This window comes from Arthrobacter sp. OAP107, assembly GCF_040546765.1.
Taxonomy (GTDB): Bacteria; Actinomycetota; Actinomycetes; order Actinomycetales; family Micrococcaceae; genus Arthrobacter.
Genome location: NZ_JBEPOK010000001.1, coordinates 4058451 through 4075556, shown reverse-complemented (window position 1 = coordinate 4075556; position 17106 = coordinate 4058451). Strand labels below are relative to the sequence as shown.

General features: G+C 67.0%; 19 protein-coding genes. 6 read left to right on the top strand and 13 right to left on the bottom strand.

Annotation, left to right across the window (positions count from 1 at the left end):
- Positions 1-36: 36 nt before the first annotated feature.
- The 4 genes from ABIE00_RS18670 to ABIE00_RS18655 form a co-directional block, all read right to left on the bottom strand.
- A complete protein-coding gene (locus ABIE00_RS18670; RefSeq protein WP_331572459.1) occupies positions 37-792 on the bottom strand; it encodes an ArsR/SmtB family transcription factor in 756 nt (251 codons plus the stop codon).
- 71 nt (positions 793-863) lie between these two features.
- Positions 864-1316: an SRPBCC family protein gene (locus tag ABIE00_RS18665; protein ID WP_354262202.1), complete on the bottom strand. Its 453-nt coding sequence runs from the start codon at positions 1314-1316 to the stop codon at positions 864-866.
- Positions 1317-1432: 116 nt separating this feature from the next.
- The gene (locus ABIE00_RS18660; RefSeq protein WP_354262201.1) at positions 1433-3232 is read right to left on the bottom strand and encodes a RecQ family ATP-dependent DNA helicase; all 1800 of its coding nucleotides are present in this window, start codon (positions 3230-3232) and stop codon (positions 1433-1435) included.
- A 192-nt stretch (positions 3233-3424) separates the two neighbouring features.
- Positions 3425-3718 (bottom strand): YegP family protein, encoded by a 294-nt coding sequence (locus ABIE00_RS18655; RefSeq protein ID WP_354262200.1) that lies wholly within the window; start codon positions 3716-3718, stop codon positions 3425-3427.
- A gap of 182 nt (positions 3719-3900) precedes the next feature.
- Here ABIE00_RS18655 and ABIE00_RS18650 point away from each other — a divergent pair, with 182 nt between their 5' ends.
- From ABIE00_RS18650 to ABIE00_RS18625, 6 genes are all read left to right on the top strand, one after another.
- Entirely contained in the window at positions 3901-4317 is a 417-nt protein-coding gene (locus ABIE00_RS18650; protein WP_354262199.1) for an ester cyclase, read from the top strand.
- 350 nt (positions 4318-4667) lie between these two features.
- On the top strand, positions 4668-5744 hold the full coding sequence (locus tag ABIE00_RS18645; protein WP_354262198.1) for a TM2 domain-containing protein: 1077 nt from the start codon (positions 4668-4670) through the stop codon (positions 5742-5744).
- Between the two features lie 318 nt (positions 5745-6062).
- Positions 6063-6839 (top strand): SDR family oxidoreductase, encoded by a 777-nt coding sequence (locus tag ABIE00_RS18640; protein ID WP_354262197.1) that lies wholly within the window; start codon positions 6063-6065, stop codon positions 6837-6839.
- 22 nt (positions 6840-6861) lie between these two features.
- Entirely contained in the window at positions 6862-7983 is a 1122-nt protein-coding gene (locus tag ABIE00_RS18635; RefSeq protein WP_354263423.1) for an L-idonate 5-dehydrogenase, read from the top strand.
- A complete protein-coding gene (locus ABIE00_RS18630) occupies positions 7983-8198 on the top strand; it encodes a hypothetical protein (RefSeq protein ID WP_354262196.1) in 216 nt (71 codons plus the stop codon). Before ABIE00_RS18635 ends, ABIE00_RS18630 begins: the two co-directional genes overlap by 1 nt.
- Positions 8182-8736, top strand: coding sequence for a hypothetical protein (locus tag ABIE00_RS18625; protein WP_354262195.1), 555 nt, complete (start codon positions 8182-8184; stop codon positions 8734-8736). Before ABIE00_RS18630 ends, ABIE00_RS18625 begins: the two co-directional genes overlap by 17 nt.
- Here ABIE00_RS18625 and ABIE00_RS18620 read toward each other — a convergent pair.
- From ABIE00_RS18620 to ABIE00_RS18580, 9 genes are all read right to left on the bottom strand, one after another.
- The gene (locus ABIE00_RS18620) at positions 8733-9383 is read right to left on the bottom strand and encodes a TetR/AcrR family transcriptional regulator (RefSeq protein WP_354262194.1); all 651 of its coding nucleotides are present in this window, start codon (positions 9381-9383) and stop codon (positions 8733-8735) included. The two genes, ABIE00_RS18625 and ABIE00_RS18620, sit on opposite strands and share 4 nt — an antisense overlap.
- 28 nt (positions 9384-9411) lie before the next feature.
- On the bottom strand, positions 9412-10020 hold the full coding sequence (locus ABIE00_RS18615; protein ID WP_354262193.1) for a TetR/AcrR family transcriptional regulator: 609 nt from the start codon (positions 10018-10020) through the stop codon (positions 9412-9414).
- 11 nt (positions 10021-10031) lie between these two features.
- Entirely contained in the window at positions 10032-11204 is a 1173-nt protein-coding gene (locus ABIE00_RS18610; RefSeq protein ID WP_354262192.1) for a pyridoxal phosphate-dependent aminotransferase, read from the bottom strand.
- Between the two features lie 110 nt (positions 11205-11314).
- Complete coding sequence (locus ABIE00_RS18605) at positions 11315-12112, bottom strand: SDR family oxidoreductase (protein ID WP_354262191.1); 798 nt, start codon at positions 12110-12112, stop codon at positions 11315-11317.
- 92 nt (positions 12113-12204) lie between these two features.
- Positions 12205-13233, bottom strand: coding sequence for a 5-oxoprolinase subunit C family protein (locus tag ABIE00_RS18600; RefSeq protein WP_354262190.1), 1029 nt, complete (start codon positions 13231-13233; stop codon positions 12205-12207).
- Positions 13220-14041, bottom strand: coding sequence for a carboxyltransferase domain-containing protein (locus ABIE00_RS18595; protein WP_354262189.1), 822 nt, complete (start codon positions 14039-14041; stop codon positions 13220-13222). The genes ABIE00_RS18600 and ABIE00_RS18595 overlap by 14 nt, the downstream gene beginning before the upstream one ends.
- A gap of 42 nt (positions 14042-14083) precedes the next feature.
- On the bottom strand, positions 14084-14887 hold the full coding sequence (locus tag ABIE00_RS18590; RefSeq protein ID WP_354262188.1) for a LamB/YcsF family protein: 804 nt from the start codon (positions 14885-14887) through the stop codon (positions 14084-14086).
- Between the two features lie 97 nt (positions 14888-14984).
- On the bottom strand, positions 14985-16334 hold the full coding sequence (locus ABIE00_RS18585) for an MFS transporter (RefSeq protein WP_354262187.1): 1350 nt from the start codon (positions 16332-16334) through the stop codon (positions 14985-14987).
- 48 nt (positions 16335-16382) lie between these two features.
- Positions 16383-17015, bottom strand: a complete 633-nt coding sequence (locus ABIE00_RS18580) for an RraA family protein (protein WP_354262186.1) — start codon at positions 17013-17015, stop codon at positions 16383-16385.
- Between the last annotated feature and the right edge of the window lie 91 nt (positions 17016-17106).

Sequence of the window (17106 nt, the reverse complement as noted above, 5' to 3'; positions counted from 1 at the left end):
ACTACTGCGAGTCACTTTGGTCCCGCGAACCTGCGCTCAGCCGTACATCAGGGAGCCCGGCGTGGTGAGCTTTTCCCCGGTCTCGAGCCACGTCTTCAGGCCGGAGAGGATCATGGGCCAGCCGCCGTAAAGCTGTTCGTTGGCGCCTTCGCGGAGCTGGTCGTGGGTGACGGTGAGGTGGCAGGAGTCGTCGCCGACCGGCTCGATTTCCCAGGTGACGCGGGACGTTCCCTCGGCTTTGACGTCCTCGCCCCACAGCGCGCGCATGGTCTGCACCAGCCGGCGCGGGGGATCGACCTCCAGGTTCTCGCCCTCGCCCAGCAGCGCCCCGGCCTTCGGGTTGCCCATCTCGAAGCGCGAACCCGGCGTCCAGTCCGACTTCAGCGTGTTCCCGAACTGGTACTTGCTGCGGATGTCGCTGTCCGTGATGGCTTCCCAGAGCCGCTCCGGTGTGGTCTTGATGTAGATTTCGAAGATCTTTTCCATGGGACTTTCCAATCGGGTCTTGAGGTCGCTAAGGGCAGCGGCCCATGGTTCTGCATATTTGCTCACCCACCGGTCGTGGACGAGCCTGATGGGCACCGGATTGAGGAAGTGCAGTTTCTCGCGGCCGCGGCGCCGGGTCACCACGAGGCCCGCCTCTTCCAGAATCTTCAGGTGCTTCATGACGCCGAAACGGGTGATCTCGAACCGCGCCTCCAAGGCGCTCAGGGTCTGGCCGTCCTCGAGGAAGAGTGCGTCCAGCAGGTCCCTGCGGATGGGGTCGGCGAGGGCCTTGAATACGGCGTCCACACCGTCAGGATAGGTGACCATTTGGTCACATGTCAAGGGTCTGCGGGGCCGGTCCCGGACCGGCCGCGGTGCTACATGCCTGACTGCGCTGCGTAGGCGAGTTTCTCGAAACTCTCTGTCCAGCCGTCCCGGTGCAGGGCAAGGCGTTCCTCCGTCGCAAACTCGCCCTGCGAGAGCGTGAGCTGCGTTGCGTCGCCCACGGTCTTAAGAGTCAGCGTGACAACGGTTTCGCGGTCGTCCGGAGTGGGTTCTTCCCAGCGGAAGGTGTAAACGAGCCGGTGCGGCGGATCGATCTCGAAGAACTCCCCGGCGAGGTGGAACAGGTCGCCGTCGGGCGGCTGCATCGACAGGCGGTAGGCGCCGCCCTCGCTGAGATTGAGTTCGGCTTCGGGGGTGGTGAAACCCCGAGGGCCCCACCATGTGACGAGTTCCGCCGGGTCGGTGAGCAGTCTGAAGACGCGCTCGGGCGGCGCTTCGATAGTGCATTCCAGATTCAGAACCAGTCCGCCTGGCTGTTCAGTCATGTTCCGACTCTGGCACCGGACGCACCTTGGCGGAAGCTTTCCCCGGTAACTCGCAGTTGTTGTCGTTTTGAGCCACCAAAACGACAACAACTGCGAGTCAGTTGGGCACGACGGCGTCAGTTTGCCAGCGTCAGCAGCTTTCCGTCGGTCACGGCCTGGCGGGAGAGGGTCTTGTAGCCTTCCTGCTCGAAGAGCACGGTGATCACGTCCTCCTCGTGCCGCATGACGATGCCCGCGCCCCATTCCTTGTGCACCACGGCGGCCTGGAGCGGGAAAGGTTCCCCGCCCGCGGCGGCCGCGGCGCCGTCGTCGTAATCCTCTTCGTACGCGGAACCGTCGGCGCAGTTGTCGCAGTTGCCGCACGGCTCGGGCAGGTCTTCGCCGAAGTAGCCCAGCAGGAACTGGCGCCGGCAGGCGTCCGTCTCCGCGTAGCCGCGCGCCATCTCGATCCGGGAGCGGTCGACGCGCTGGCGTGCTTCGGCGAGTTCGACGGCGAGTTCCACCACCTTGGGCAGTTTGGCGCCGGGTTCCAGCAGGACGCCGCGCTTGAGGGCCTTCACGGAACGGGTTTCGAGCAGTTCGTTCAGCAGCCCGGTGAGCCGGCGGCCGGGGATGCCGGTCTGCTCGGCCAGCGCCTTCTGGGTAACCGGGCCGTCGGCCGCGCGGAGGGCGGTGAGGACGGCGAGCAGGGCGTCCTCGTCCGGCTTGTGGGTGCCGAAGAACTTGCGGAGTCCGAGGTCCTCGGGGCGGTAGTGCAGGACGGCGGAGGCGGGCTGGCCGTCACGGCCGGAGCGCCCGATCTCCTGGTAGTAGGCGTCGAGGGACTCGGGGATGTCGGCGTGGATCACGAAGCGGACGTTGGGTTTGTCGATCCCCATCCCGAAGGCAGTGGTCGCCACCACGACGTCCAGCCCGTCGTCGAGGAACTGCTCGTGGACCTGGTCCCGCTCGCTCTGCTTCCGGCCGGCGTGGTACGCCGCGGCGCGCAGCCCGTGTTCAGCGAGTTCGGCGGCGTACGTTTCGGTGTCCTTGCGGGTGGCGGCGTAGAGCAGGCCGGGTCCCTTGAGCTCGGCCACCTGCTGCACGACGGCGCGCTCCTTGTCCCGGTCGCCGAGGTGGCGGACGACGTCGAGCCGGATGTTGGGGCGGTCGAAGCCGTGGACCAGCACCAGCGGATCCTTCATGCGCAGGCGCTGCTGGATCTCATCGCGCACCGGGGGAGAGGCGGTGGCAGTCAGGGCGGCGACCGGCGGGTTGCCCAGTTGCCCGCGCACCTCGCCCAGCCGCAGGTAGTCGGGGCGGAAGTCGTGTCCCCAGGATGAGACGCAGTGGGCCTCGTCCACCACGAACAGCGCCACGTCCATGGCCGCGAGCCGTTCCACCGTCTCAGTCTTGGCCAGCTGCTCGGGCGCGAGGAAGAGGAACGCTGCGTCGCCACGCTCGGCCGCCTCCCACGCGTCCTCCACCTCGGAATCCTTCCGGCCGGAGTTGATGGCGACGGCGGATTCCCCGCCCAGGTCCTCCAGCAGGCCGTCCAGCTGGTCCTCCTGCAGCGCAATCAACGGGGAAACGACGACGGCGGGACCGCGCCTTGCGCTGTCGGCCCCAGCTGCACCGGGGTGCCCCGCGCCTTCGTGGCCGCCATTGATGAGGCCGCCGTGGATGAACAGGGCAGCCACCTGGTAGATGGCCGACTTGCCGTAGCCGGTGGGCATCACCGCGAGCACATCCCGGCCGGACGCGAGGGCGTCCATCCCGGCGAGCTGGCCGTCGCGGAGATGGGGCAGGCCGAGTCTGTCGGCGGCGATGCGGCGGAGGGCGGCTTCGGCTGTACCGGTGCTTCCGGTTGCACTACTTCCGGTTGCAGTACTTTCGGCGTTGCGGCTTTCGGCACTGGGGGCGATGGCTTCGGTCATGGTGGCGGCTCCCTAGGGGCGTTCCAAGGCCGGGTGTCTTCAGCCGTGGAACCCACCCTAGTGCGAGGCCCGGCCCCAGGGCGAGCCCGGGCCCTAGTGCGAGGCCCGGCCCCAGGGCGAGCCCGGGCCCTAGTGCGAGGCCCGCCCGCCGTCATGTCCCATGTCCCGCCAGTCAGCCGGCAGGTCGGACTGTCAGCGGGAGTGGACCCCTCTGGCCGTATTGGTCTGGAACCGGGTGTGGGAGTGGATCCGCGTGGTCGCGTGGGCGACCCTGGACTTGGGGATGATGATCTCCCCGTGGCCGCCCCGGCTCATGTCGCGGATGAGGCCGGTCCCGGCCACCTCCCTGGTCCAGGAAATTCCGGCGACGGCGGCTTCCTTGGTGGGGTATTTCACCGAGACTGCCACCAGGCTTCCCGTCCCGTCCAGGAGCCTGACGCGGAATCCGCCATCCGGGGCATCGGTAATTTCAAAGTATCCGGCCATGACAAACCTCTTTGTTGCTGGTTCTTCCTTGGCGTGTCCCCTAAGCCTATTTTGGACCTTCCCGGCCCGGAAGGACCGTCCGGGTGGCTGCCGAATTCGGGAAGCAACTGACCATTGAAGGCGCAAATCGGCAGGAGGACAATGCAACTGCCATATACAGCCCAATCTCAAAGGAGACGGAGATGGCTGGCGGAAACGGACTGATCAAGCGTTTTTACGACGAGGTGCTGACGGGCGGAAACCTGGCGATCATCGACGAGATGGTGGCGGACGACGTCGTCGACCATGAGGAGGGATTCCCCGGCCAGCCCCCGGGCAAGGAGGGAGTAAAGTTCTACGTCAATGCGGTCCGGACCGCTTTTCCGGACCTCGCGGTGAAGACCAGCGAGCCGGCGCTTGCCGACGGGGACCTCGAGGCAGTGCACGTGATTCTGACCGGAACACACCAGGGCGACTTTGCGGGAGTCCCGGCCACCGGCAAGTCGGTGGAATTTTCGGGTATCGACATCATCCGTGTGCAGGACGGGAAGGTGGCCGAGCACTGGGGATCGACGGACACACTGAGCCTCATGCAGCAGATCGGGGCGGTGCCAAAATAGGCCGGCTTAGCTGACTGCACACGAAACAAAAGGACGACGACGGCGGGCGGCGGCCGCCGTCGTCGTACGTCTTTGCGGCGCGTCGTCCGGGACGCGCCGTGGCGTCCCCGGATGCCATCCGGAAGCCCTGTATCATCCCTTCAGGGGGCGGTGACGCCAAAGCGTCAAACTGGGGGACAGCAGCATATGTGCAAGCCATAAAGCCTTAAGCAAACGGGCTTTCTGAAGCCATGTGCCACCCCCTTTCCGCACCACCCCCTTTCCGCACCACCCCCTTTCCGCACTGCCCACCTCTTTCTTCCTCCGCCACCTCGGCGACCCCTGCCGTCGCCTGCCCTGAAAGGACTGCAATGAGCCACCCCGGCCCAACCCCGCCGCCGCCCTCCGACTACACCACCTACGGCGCGCCGCAGTATGCAAACGGGCAGTTGTTGGACGGGCAGAACGCTGGGCAGGCGTATCCGGGGCAGTACGGGGCCTTCCCGGGGCAGTATGGGGCGGAACCGCAGAAATCCTTCGTGGCCACCTGGCTGTTCTCGCTGCTCCTGGGCACCTTGGGCGTGGACCGCTTCTACCTCGGCAAAGTCGGCACGGGCATCGCCAAGCTGCTGACGCTGGGTGGCCTGGGCTGGTGGTCGCTCGTGGACCTGATCATCACGCTGGCAGGGAAACAGACGGACAAGAACCGCCGGCCGCTGGCAGGGTATGCGCAGCACAGGAAGGTGGCCGTTGTGGTCACGGTGGCTTATTTGGTGGTCAGCCTAGTGATCGGCGTCTTCGTTGGAATTGCCACTGCCGCTCTTGTCCGGCAGGCCGCCACCCCGCCGATCATCTCCGCGGCGCCCGTCACGCAGGAGGGCGCCGCTGGTTCCTCGGCGCCGGAAAGCACCGAGGAAGCAGCCGCCGGGGAGGACCGGCCGCACCTCGAGGCCAAGACGCTCACGGGCACGGGCGACGCCGTCAAGACGGTTGACCTCAAGGGTCTTCCGGCCGTGGTCACGTTCACGTGCAAGGCCTGCACGGGCAATACCGCCCTGGAAACCAACGGCGCCGAGATCCTGCTGGTCAACACCACCGGCGCCTACGCCGGTTCGCACCTGGTCGACACCAGCGCCGGCACCCCCACCACCGAATTCAACATCAGCGCCGACTCCGCCTGGACGCTCAAGATCGAGGACATCGACAGCGTGCCCTCGTCCACGGACAAGGTCAGCGGCCACGGCGACAAGGTCCTGTACTGGGACGTGGCCAGCAACAAGGCAGCCATCACCAACAAGGGCGAGAGCAACTTCGTGGTGCAGGGCTTCGCCAGCGAGGTTCCCCAGCTCGCCGTCAACAAGATCGGCGACTACAGCGGCACCGTGGCGCTCAACCCCGGCTTCGTCCAGGTGAACTCCGACGGCGACTGGACCATCGCGCCGAAGTAGCGTTCTCCTACGAAGTGAAGGCCCCGCGGGACCGGCACAACGTCCGGTCCGCGGGGCTTTTTGCATCTCGCCCACACCCAACTGACTCGCAGTTGTTGTCGTTATGGGCCCTCAAAACGACAACAACTGCGAGTCAGTTGGGGGACCCCGCCCACTGCTCTTCCGCAAACCACGTGTGTCTCCAGTCGATAAGAATTTCAGCTCAAATGAGAAATTATTCTTGTTTTAAGCGTGACAGGCACCTACGCTGGGAAGGAACCAATTGCGCCGCTGCGGAGACGCGCGGCGCATCATCATGCAGGGATGAAGGAAGCGCAGATGAACACCCCCACACCCTTTGATCTAACGGGGCGTCGTGCCTTGGTCACCGGCTCCTCGCGGGGCATCGGCCTGGCCTTGGCGGACGGTCTGGCCTCCGCCGGCGCAAGCGTGGTGCTGCACGGTTACGACCCGCACCGTTTGGAGCTGACCCGCAAGGTGTTCGCCGAACGATTCGGGGAGGACCGGGTGGAGGCCGTGGCTTTCGACGTGACGGACGAGGAATCCGTGGCGCAGGGTATCGCGCACATTGAGGAGAATCTGGGCGAGCTGGATATCCTGGTCAACAACGCCGGGATCCAGCACCGCGTCCCGCTGCTGGAGCTCGCCGTCGAAGACTGGAACCGGGTGATCTCGACCGACCTGACGAGCGCCTTCCTTGTGGGCCGGGAAGCCGCGCGGAGGATGCTGCCGCGTGCCCGGGGCAAGATCGTCAACATCGGCTCCGTGCAGTCCGACCTCGCTCGTCCCACCATCGGCGCATACACGGCGGCCAAGGGCGGCCTGCGAAATCTGACCCGCGCCATGACGGCCGAATGGGCTGCCGCCGGCCTCCAGATCAACGCCGTGGCACCCGGCTACATCCATACCGAGATGACCCAGGCCCTGGTGGACGACCCGGAGTTCAACTCCTGGATCTGCAAGCGCACGCCCGCCGGCCGGTGGGGGACAGTGCAGGACCTGATGGGGCCCGTGCAGTGGCTCGCCTCGGATGCTTCCGCATACGTCAACGGCCAGACCATCTTCATCGATGGCGGAATGACGGCGGTGGTCTGACGTGACTGAACTCAGCATTACGATGCCCGGCGGAGCCCGAGAAGCAGGCGCAGCCCCGGAGCAACACAGCGCAGCGCTGGTGGTTCACGGCGTGGAGGACCTGCGCCTGGATCCAATCAAGCCCGCGGAGCCGCGAAGCGAGGAGGCCGTGATCCGGATCGCCTACGGCGGCATTTGTGGTTCCGACCTTCACTACTGGCTCCACGGCGCCGCCGGCGAATCCGTCCTTCGCGAACCGCTCGTCCTCGGACATGAGGTCGTGGGCACCGTAACGCAGGCGGCGGCGGACGGCTCCGGCCCGGCCGTGGGTACCCGGGTGGCGGTCCACCCTGCGACACCGGGCGGCACCGGTGCCCGCTATCCGCAGGACCGACCCAACCTGTCCCCGGGATGCACCTATCTCGGCAGCGCGGCCCGGTATCCGCACACGCAGGGTGCCTTCAGCCAGTATGCCGCCCTGCCCACGCGGATGTTCCGGCCCCTGCCCGAAGGGCTCACGCTGCGTGCGGCCGCGTTGGCAGAGCCGGCCAGCGTCGCCTGGCACGCCGTGGCCCGTGCCGGGGACGTCCGCGGCAAACGCGCACTGGTGATCGGCAGCGGTCCGATCGGATGCCTGGCCGTCGCCGTACTCAAGCGTGCGGGCGCGTCGGAGATTATCGCCGTCGACGTCCATGAGGAACCGCTACAGCGCGCGCGCCTGGTGGGTGCCACCGGCACCATCCTGGCATCCGACGCCGATGCTATCGCCGCCGTTGAGGCCGATGTCACCGTGGAGTCGTCCGGGAACCACCGCGGGCTGGATTCGGCCATCCGGGGAACGATGCGCGGCGGCAAGGTGGTGATGGTGGGACTGCTTCCCAGCGGCGCGCAGCCGGTGGCCATCTCGCTCGCCATCACCCGCGAACTGGACCTCCTCGGCTCCTTCCGCTTCAACGCCGAAATGGATGAGGTCCTCGGTGCACTCGCCGACGGAAGCCTGTTCGTGGATCCGGTGATCACCCACGAGTACCCGTTCGGCGAGGCGCTCGAGGCCTTCAACACCGCCAAGGACGCACGCCGCTCCGGCAAGGTCCTGATCTCCTTCACCCCCGGCACCCCCACCTCTGGCCCGTCCACACCCGACACAGCCACAGGAGCAATCTGATGCTGCGCACCATCGGTCAGGTAATCAGCACGCACGTCCGCACCGTCACCGCCACGACGGGAACCCACTGCCCGGTCAGCGGCGAGTGGGCGCCCGTCGGTGCGCACGACACTGTCTGCCGTTTCCTCGAGGGAAGCATGATGCCGGCCTTCCGGAACCGGGCAGCGGAATGGGAACTGATTGGGGGCCTGCAGCGCCGTGACGTACATTCCTGATGCCCGGCCGCGGCGTCGCGTCGCTCAGCCACGCATCAACGCCTCACAGGTCCGGGCTGACTCAGCCCGGGCCGCGTCATCTGGTGACGACCGGGACCTGGAGCGCAGGCTGAGCCAGGAAAAGGCCGCCCGGGCACACCGCCAAAGTCTGATCCGCGCGCTGCTGAGCCGGCGGAACGAGGCTGTGGCGGCAGCCGTGGCCGGCGGAGTGCCCGCGGCCGCCGTTGCCGCCGCAACCGGCCTGAAGATCACCGAGGTAAAGAAGACGGGCAGGGCCTTCTCCGAGTCCTACATTCCCGGCCTCTCACGCGAGCAGCACGTTGCCGGTCTCGTCGCTCTCGCGGAGCAGCTGCAAAGGGTGATCGAGGAGAAGGAAAGTGCTGAGCGGCAGTTGCGTGCCGACGTCGTACAGGTCCTTCGCAGCGGGGAGATGGACATCTTCCGGATCGCCGCGCTGACGGCCGTCACCGCCGATCGGCTGCGTGAACTTACGCGCGGAACGGGCCTGCGGGCACAGGCGTTCCGGCTGGGATCCTAACTGGCGGCCTGGCCCGGATCGGCGGCAGGCGCGGCCTCCGCACCGGCAAGAGCCGCCGAGCCTTCCCCGCGCGACCGGTCCTCGTTCCACCCGGCCATGGCGCCCTTGAGCGCGGCGATGAGCCGGACGGTGGCCTGGTCCTTGGTCAGACCCACAGTCTGGATCAGGTCAAGTATTTCGCGGGGGTCGAAGAGGATGTTCCACAGGAACATGGCCTCGTCGCCGAGCGGTTCGAGGCCGAGCTCGTCGCATGCCTCCCGCAACGGCCGCTCCAGTGCGTCGGCCTGGACGGTGAGGTAGTAGGCGCCTTTGCGCAGGCGGGCCAGGTATCCCTCGCCTGAACGGGTGTAGAGCATTGCGCCGCCATGACGGGTGACGAGGTCCACCCACTTGCGGCTGACAGCTTCGAGAAGTTCGAGCCCGGTCGATTCCTGCTTGAGGCTGAAGTCGCGGAGCTTTTCGCCAACGCCAAAGCGGTACTCGGCCAAAACTTCCTCAACCGAGGCAAAGTGCCGGTATGCGGTCGCCGTGGAGATTTCGGCGTGCTTGGCGATGTCCGACATGTTGATCGGACCGCGCCGGGCTGCGAACAGCTGGCCGGCAGCCTTAACGAGCTGTCGGCGGTTGCGCTGTGTGTCACTACGCATGGATCGGCACCCTTTCGTTACTACCCACCTAGCTTAGGTCCTGGGCCGGCATCCATCCGCGCAGTGCGGCGGTGAAGGTCCGCACCAGGCGGCCGGAGGCCTGTTCGGGGGTCAGGTCCATGCTGTGGATGAGGTCGAAGATTTCGCGGGGGTCGAAGAAGACGTTCCACAGGAACAGGGCAGTCTCGTCCTGCTGGGGGGTGCCCAGCTCCCGGGTGACCTCGTCGAGGGGACGCCGCAGCGCCTCCGACTGCACCGTCAGGTAGTAGGCACCCTGGCGCACGCGTGCAAGATAGCCCTCGGCCGAGCGCGTGTGGATCATCGAGCCGCCGTGCTGGACCACCAGCTCGATCCATTTTCGGCAGACCGACTCCAGCAGCTCCTGGCCGCGCGTCTCCTGCGCCAGGCTGAACTCCAGCAGCTCGCGGCCCACCTCAAAGCGGTAGGCCGCGAGCACCTCGTCAACCGAGGCAAAGTGCCGGTAGGCGGTGGCGGTGGAAATGCCCGCGCAGGCAGCAACGTCGGCCATCGACGCCGCTGTCCCCGCCCCGAACAGTGTCCCCGCGGCGCTGATCAGGAGGGACCTGCTGCGCTGGGTGTCCGTGCGGAGGCCTGATGCCGGGTCTGTCAGCTGCATGGAATTGGAATCTACCGCAGTGCTGCCAGGCCGGCGGCCAGGCGTTCGACGCCGGCGGTGATGGCTTCGGCGCTGGCCGCATAGGAGAGGCGGAGGTGGAACTCACCGTTCCGGCCGAATTCGCTGCCGGGCCGGACCGCCACGCCGAAGTCGCGCAGGTGCGCCACCATCTGAGCCGCCGGCAGGTCGACGTCGTACTTGGGGAAGAGGTAAAAGGCGCCTTCGGGGGAGCTGACGGTGAGCCCGGGAATGCTGCCCAGGCCCGTGGCCATGAGCTCTCGGCGCAGGGCGTAGGAGGCGTGCATGCGCTCGATGTCCGGTCCGCAGGTCTTCAGAGCGGTCAGCGCGGCCAGCTGGACGGCGGTGTTCATGGAGCCGTTGAAGGTGTTGTGGACCCGGGCCGCGGAGGCGATGACCGACGGCGGACCCCACAGGTATCCGACGCGCCAGCCGGTCATGGCGTAGCTCTTGGAGAAGGTCTGGCAGTAGATGGTCCGGCCGCGGAGGCCTTCGATTTCCAAAGCGGAGACGAAGGGCTCGGGGGTGTAGACGAGGTCGCTGTAGGCCTCATCGGACAGCACCAGGGTGTCGGTTCCGGCCACCATGTCCGCCAGGGCCTCGAGCTCACGGCGGGTGTGGACGATGCCCGTGGGGTTGGAAGGGTTGCAGAAGACGAACAGCTTGGCGCCTTCCATCGCCGTGGCCAGTGCCTCGAGGTCCCAGTGCAGATCCTCCGCCAGCGGTACCGGCGCCACCGTGCCTCCGGCCATGCTCACGAGGTCCGCGTACAGCGAGTAGGTGGGGTCCGGGATGACCACCTTGTCTCCCGGATTGACGATTCCGAGGATCGCGGCCGAGAGGCCGGCGGTGCCGCCCTGGGTAATCAGCACGTCGCCCGAGCTGGCCACTTCGCCGAGGAGCCGGCCGATACGGGCAGCCAGCTCCTCGCGAAGCACCGGCTCGCCAAGCAACGGCGAGTAGTGGGTGTGGCCCTCCTCCAGGGCCTTGGCCGCCGCGGCGCGGACCTGGGCGGGGGTGTCGAAGTCGGGCTCGCCCATGGCCAGGGACACGAGGTCACCCTTGGACTGGGGCTGCTGGACCCTAAGGGAGGTGCGCTGCACGCGCAGCACGGCCTCCGAGGGCTGAAAGCTGTTGGCGAGGGTGGTGGCTGGTTCTAGGGTCATTGTGGTCCTGTTTCGGATCGGGGGATGGCTGGCTGGGGCGAGGCCGACGGCGGCCGGTGCCGCCGCCGGTACGGCACCGGCGGCGGTAGCTGCGTACGTGCGGCGGCGTTTCATGGCTGGGGGACTTCCTCTGCCGGGGCGCCGGTCCACCGGCTGATTTCGATGTCCCCGGAGGTGTCACGCTGCACGGTGGGCGCGATCACGAGCTCCTGGACCACAGTCCGCTGCGGCAGCGTGGCCACCAGGTGGATGGCCCGGGCCACGTCGTCTGGCTGGACCATGGTTTCGCGTTCCTCCTGCCGGGGCGGGCGTGCCCTGTTGTCCAGGATGGGGGTTGCGGTTTCGCCGGGCAGGATGGTGACGGCGCGCAGGCCTTCGTTCCGGAAGGTGTTGTGAAGGTAGGTCATGAAGTTCCGGACCGCGGCCTTCGCCGCACCGTAGGCGGCGCCGCCGAGCAGGTTCGGATTGACGGCAGCCAGGGAGGAGACAGTGATGATGGTGCCGGTCTTGCGGGCCAGCATGCCCGGCAGCACCGCCTGGGTGAGGAGGTAGACGGCGTTGAGGTTGACGTCCAGGACGTCGTTCCATTCCTCCTGGCTGATCCAGCGGACATTGAGCACCTTGCTGGCGCTGCCGGCGTTGTTCACCAGGATGTCCACCGGTCCCAGGGTCTCGCCGACCCACTCGACCAGGGCGTCGACGTCGTTCTTTGAACAGATGTCCGCGGCCCGGGTGACCGCTTTGCCCCCTTCGGCGGTAATGGCTGCGGCTACTTCATCCAGCACCTCGCCGCGGCGGCCCACCAGCACGACGCTGGCGCCTTCGGCGGCGAGTTGGGCAGCGGTGGAACGCCCCATACCGGTGCCTGCACCGGTGATGATGGCAACTTTGCCTTCAAGAAGTCCCAATGTACCGCTCCTAATCGCAGTGAGATTTGCATTGCATATGAGAAAAGTTTCTCATCTTTGTTCCGGCCGGGTCAAGCACCGGTCCGGAAAGTTCAGGCCGCCGCCGGATTGGGAGCCAGTGCGGAGGCGTGCGGCAGCCGGACCGCGGTGAACAGGCTGGCGACGCGTTCCTCGAGCACGGCGAGCAGCCGCTGCTCCTCGCGGTATTGGTCCACTGCCTGGCTGCTGCTGACCCAGTTGAAAGTCATCTTCTGGCCGGGGCGGGCCTGGCCGAGCAGGGGCAGGGATGCCTTGGTGGCGAAGGCGACGATGGGGTAGCCGGCGGTCAGGGTCCGGTAGCGGCCGAGGATGATGAGTTCGTCACCGTGCGGGATCTCGAAGGCGCCGATCGGAACGCCGTGGGACACGATTTCGCCGAGGCCCTCGGGGTGGACCACCGGGCCGTCAAGGCGCAGGCCCACGTGGTTGGACTTCGCGGTCACGGTGTAGGCGCGCGAGGACAGCAGCTCACGGATGCCGGGTGCGGCGTCGGTTTCCGGGCCCTCGACGATGTCGATGTGCCAGGTGCCCGGGCTGAAGGCCGTGACTGGCACCGGCAGCCGGAAGAGGGGCTGGGAGAGGTAGGGGTGTTCGAATCCGGCGTAGCTGGTGTGCAGCTGAAGGTCCTGTCCGACGCCGATCTGCTGCGGGAAGCCCATGCGCGCCTCCGGTGCGGCGCTGCCCATGAACAGGCTGGTCTCGAGGGCGCCGCTGAACGCGAGGTAGTTGCGCATACCGCCCCGCGCGTTGGCGATGACCACGCGTACGCCTGCCGGGATGCAGACCGGCTCCCACATGGCGGCGGCCTCGCCGTTGACCGTCACATCCGCGGGGGCTCCAGTGACGGCGATCAGCACCGGAGAATCAGGAATGAAGCTGAACCGGCCGCCCATGATCTCGATGCTCGTGGCCGTGCGGAGGTTGCCCACCAGGATGTTGGCGACCGAGGCAGAATGCTGGTCGGCTGCGCCGCCGCACGGAACGCCCATGTACTCTGAGCGCTCCCGTCCGAGGTCCTGGAAGGTGGAAAGCCAGCCGGCTTCACGGATCTTCAGTCCTACAGTCAGTTCAGCGGTCCGCATCGGTGGTCCCTCCGGAAGTTGAGGTTGCCGGCGCGGCCGACGCGGAAGACGCGGTGGCCGGCCGGAGGAACTGGCCTTCCAACGACTCCCATTCGCTCTCTGGGATGACCCGGAAACGCACCCGGTCGCCCGGGGTGTAGGACGTGGCGGGGTCCTCCCGGATGTCGCACACGGTCAGCGGCGTGCGGCCAATGACCTTCCAGCCGCTGGGGCCGGGAAAGGGCTGGATGATGGCGCTGGCGCCGGCCACCATCACCGAGCCGGGGTCCACATTGGTGCGGGGTTCCCGGCAGCGGCTGACCTGGCCGGGGAACGGGAGGGTGCCCATCATGGGTGCCATCGCGGACGCCAGCAGGTTGATGCTCAATTCGCAGGTCTCCAGGATGTCCAGCACAGCCTTGGGGCTGATGCCGAGCTCCGCCGCGACGTCGGGAAGGTCGGGGGAGAAGGCCTCGCTGACCACCACCGGGATCACGAACAGCTCGGCCGCGCGCCCGGCACCGGCAGCAGCGGGACCACCAGCCGGCCCGGAACCCGCCGCGGCCAGCCGGATGGTCTGGGCGAGTTGGGCGTGGCTGACGGCAAGGCAGTCGAACTCCACCAGCACCGAGTCCACGCCGGCCACCACATCGAGGAGCCCGTGCGGCTGGAGGCCGAACACCAGTTCGCGGAGCCGGCGGCTTCCGGCCTGGCGCTCCTCTGCGGTGGCAGCCAGCGCCTTCAGCATCAGGGCCGAGTCACCGAAGGGCGTCGCTTCGATCTCGAAGGGCTGGTGCGTCGGCGGTCCTGGCGCTGGCTGGATGCTCATGGTTCCTAGGTTCTAAAGGCGTGGTGGTCGGGCACCGAAAGGTCAGGCGGCAGTCCGGCGGGCCTTCTCGGCCAGGACGTCCTGCAGGCCGGTGGCCCTGATGCCGGCCTTGTCCAGGGCGGCACGGAGTGCGGTGCCGTTCTCCAGGACCTGCGGGTGGTCGCCGTGGAGAAGGACCACGTCTGCGTCGTGCCCGAGCGGGACCACCTTGCCGGTGACGGCGCGGACGGTGCCTTCGGTGACCACCTGGACCACGCGGCGGCCGATCTCCTCGGGGTCATGCAGGAGCGCGCCCTCGGTGTTGCGGGAGACGGGCATGCCGTCCTCGCCGTAACCGCGGTCTGCGAGGAAGACGTAGCCCACCTCGAGTCCGCGCTTGCGGGATTCGTCGGCCAGCAGCCCGTTCTGGCAGATCACGATACAGGAGGGGTCATACGCCTTGATGGCGTCAGTGATGGCGCGCGCGTGCTTGGCGTCCGTCTGGGCGATGCTGCCCATCCGGCCATGCGGGGCCACGTGGCTGATCTTGCCGCCATGGATGCGGGCGAAGGCGTCCAGCGCGCCGATCTGGTAGAGAACGTCCGTGCGGATTTCCTCTTCGCTGGCCTCAATCAGGCGGCGGCCGAAGCCCACCAGGTCCGGATAGCCGGGGTGTGCGCCCAGTTCGATGCCGCGCTCGACACAGGACTTCACCGTGGCGTCCATGACTCGCGGGTCGCCGGCATGGAAGCCGCACGCGATGTTCGAGGCGGTGACCAGGCCCAGGAGGGCGTCGTCGTCGCCGATGGTGTAGTTGCCGTAGCTTTCGCCGAGGTCTGCAACGACGGCGACTGAATTGATGCTCAAGGTGACTCTCCCAGTGGTTCTGTTGTGGTGCCTAATGGTCCAACGACGGCGGGTGGGGGGGCAATGGCGGCCGCCGCCCGCCGTCGTCGGGGTTTGGTTAGTGGGTCTGCAGCGGCTGGCCCTTGGTTTCCTTCAGGAAGAACACGGATACCAGGGTGATGATCGCGGTGCCGACGGAGGCATAGGCGGGGACCATGCTGTTGCCGGTGGCCTTGATGACCTCGGTCATGACCAGCGGGGCGCTGCCGCCGAAGATGATGGTGCTGATGCTGAACCCGATGCTGTAGGCGCTGTAGCGGACGGTGGTGGGGAACATCTCGGTCAGGACGGTGTGGACGACGGCGGCGTGGCCGGAGAAGGCGATGGCCATGACCACGGTGGCGATGCAGGCCAGGACCATGTTGCCGGTGGTAATCATCGCGAACATCGGGTAGGACACCACGGCCATCAGGACTGCGGAGACTGCGAGCACGGGCTTGCGGCCGATGCGGTCGGAGAGGCGGGCCATGAGCGGGATGGAGATGATGATGGCCACCAGGCTGAAGGCGGTGACGGTCAGGGCCTGGACCATGGAGAAGTTGTTGCCGGTGCCCAGCTGCGTCTTGAGGTAGGTGGGCATGTAGGCGAAGAGCAGGTAGTAGCCGGGGCCGTTGACGGCCGGGAGGAAGATGGTCAGCGCGATGGCCTTCAGGTGGCGCTTGGATGTCAGCGCTGCCCGCAGCGGGTTGCGCTCAACCTCGTTGCGCTTGCGGAGGGCGTCGAAGTGCGGGGTGTCCTCCATCTTGGAACGGATGTAATAGCCGATGTAGCCGAGGGGCAGGGCGACCAGGAACGGCACGCGCCAGGCCCAGGCCCCCATGGTGGCTTCGCCGAGGGTGGTGATGAGGGCGGCGGACAGGGCGCTCCCGAACAGGAGGGCGCAGAAGGATCCGACGGCGATGAAGCTCATACTGTAGTTCCGGTGCCGGTTGTGCGCGTACTCCCCAACAAAGGCCATGGCGCCGGCCACTTCACCGCCGGCCGAGAAGCCCTGCAGGATGCGGAACAGGATCAGCAGCGCCGGCGCGGCCCATCCGATGACGGACGACGACGGGATGAGGCCGATCGCCGCCGTGGCGCCCGAGATGAGGAGCAGGAGCACCGCGAGCAGGTTCTTGCGCCCCAGCTTGTCCCCGAGGTAGCCGCAGATCACGCTGCCGAACGGGCGGGCCAGGAAGCTCACCAGGAAGCCGACGTTGGTCAGCAGCAGGGAGCCCACGTCCTTCGAGCCCATGATGTTGACCGCCAGGTAGGTGGTCAGGAGGCCGTAAATGCCGTAGTCGTACCACTCCACGAAGGAGCCCATGGTGCCGGCGAAGGTTGCCTTCCGCACCATCTTGCCGTCGGCCGTGACGACCTGTACTTGAGCGGTGTTGAGGTCCACTGAATCCGTCGATGAATTAGTCATTGGAGTTCTCTCAGTCTAGGAGGGTCCCTGTTGCGGGAGAAGCTTGGATTAGCTGTATTCGCGCGTGATCTCGGCCGTCATTTCGGCCTCGTGCGCGGCGACTTCGATAACGCGTTCCAGGATTTCCGCCGCGCGGGCCTGGGGGATGATGACGACTCCGTCGTCGTCGGCGGCGACGATGTCACCGGGGGAGCAGACGATGCCGCCGATGGCGACCGGTTCGCCGATCACACCGGGGCCGTTCTTGAACGGGCCTGCAGGGGTGGTGCCGCGGGCGAAGACCGGGAACCTGATCTCCGTGATGGTGGCGCGATCGCGGATGTAGCCGTCGATGACGGCGCCGGTGGCTCCGGCGGCCTCGAAACGCTGGGACAGCTGTTCGCCCACCAGTGCGCGGTGCTCGTGCCCGAAGCCGTTGATGACGACGACGTCGCCCGGCTCGATGTAGTTCAGTGCCTCGATGACAGCCGCGTTGTCCCCGGCTGCGCCGAGGACCGTGAGTGCCGAGCCGACGCAGTGCGCGCCGGCCCAGATGGGGTTGATGTTGCCGTCAACCAGGCCCAGCCGCTCCATTGCGTCGCCGATGTTGGCCACCGGGAACTTCTCGAATGCCTTGACGAGGTCCCGGGACGGGCGGGTCCACTGTGCGGTGCGGACAGTGAGTTCGAGCGTTGTTGCCATGGTGTTTCACCTTCAGTTGGGAGGGTTGGATGCGGCGGCCGATCCTGAGACCACAATCACATATGAGAAAAGTTTCGCGTTTCTTTTTGGA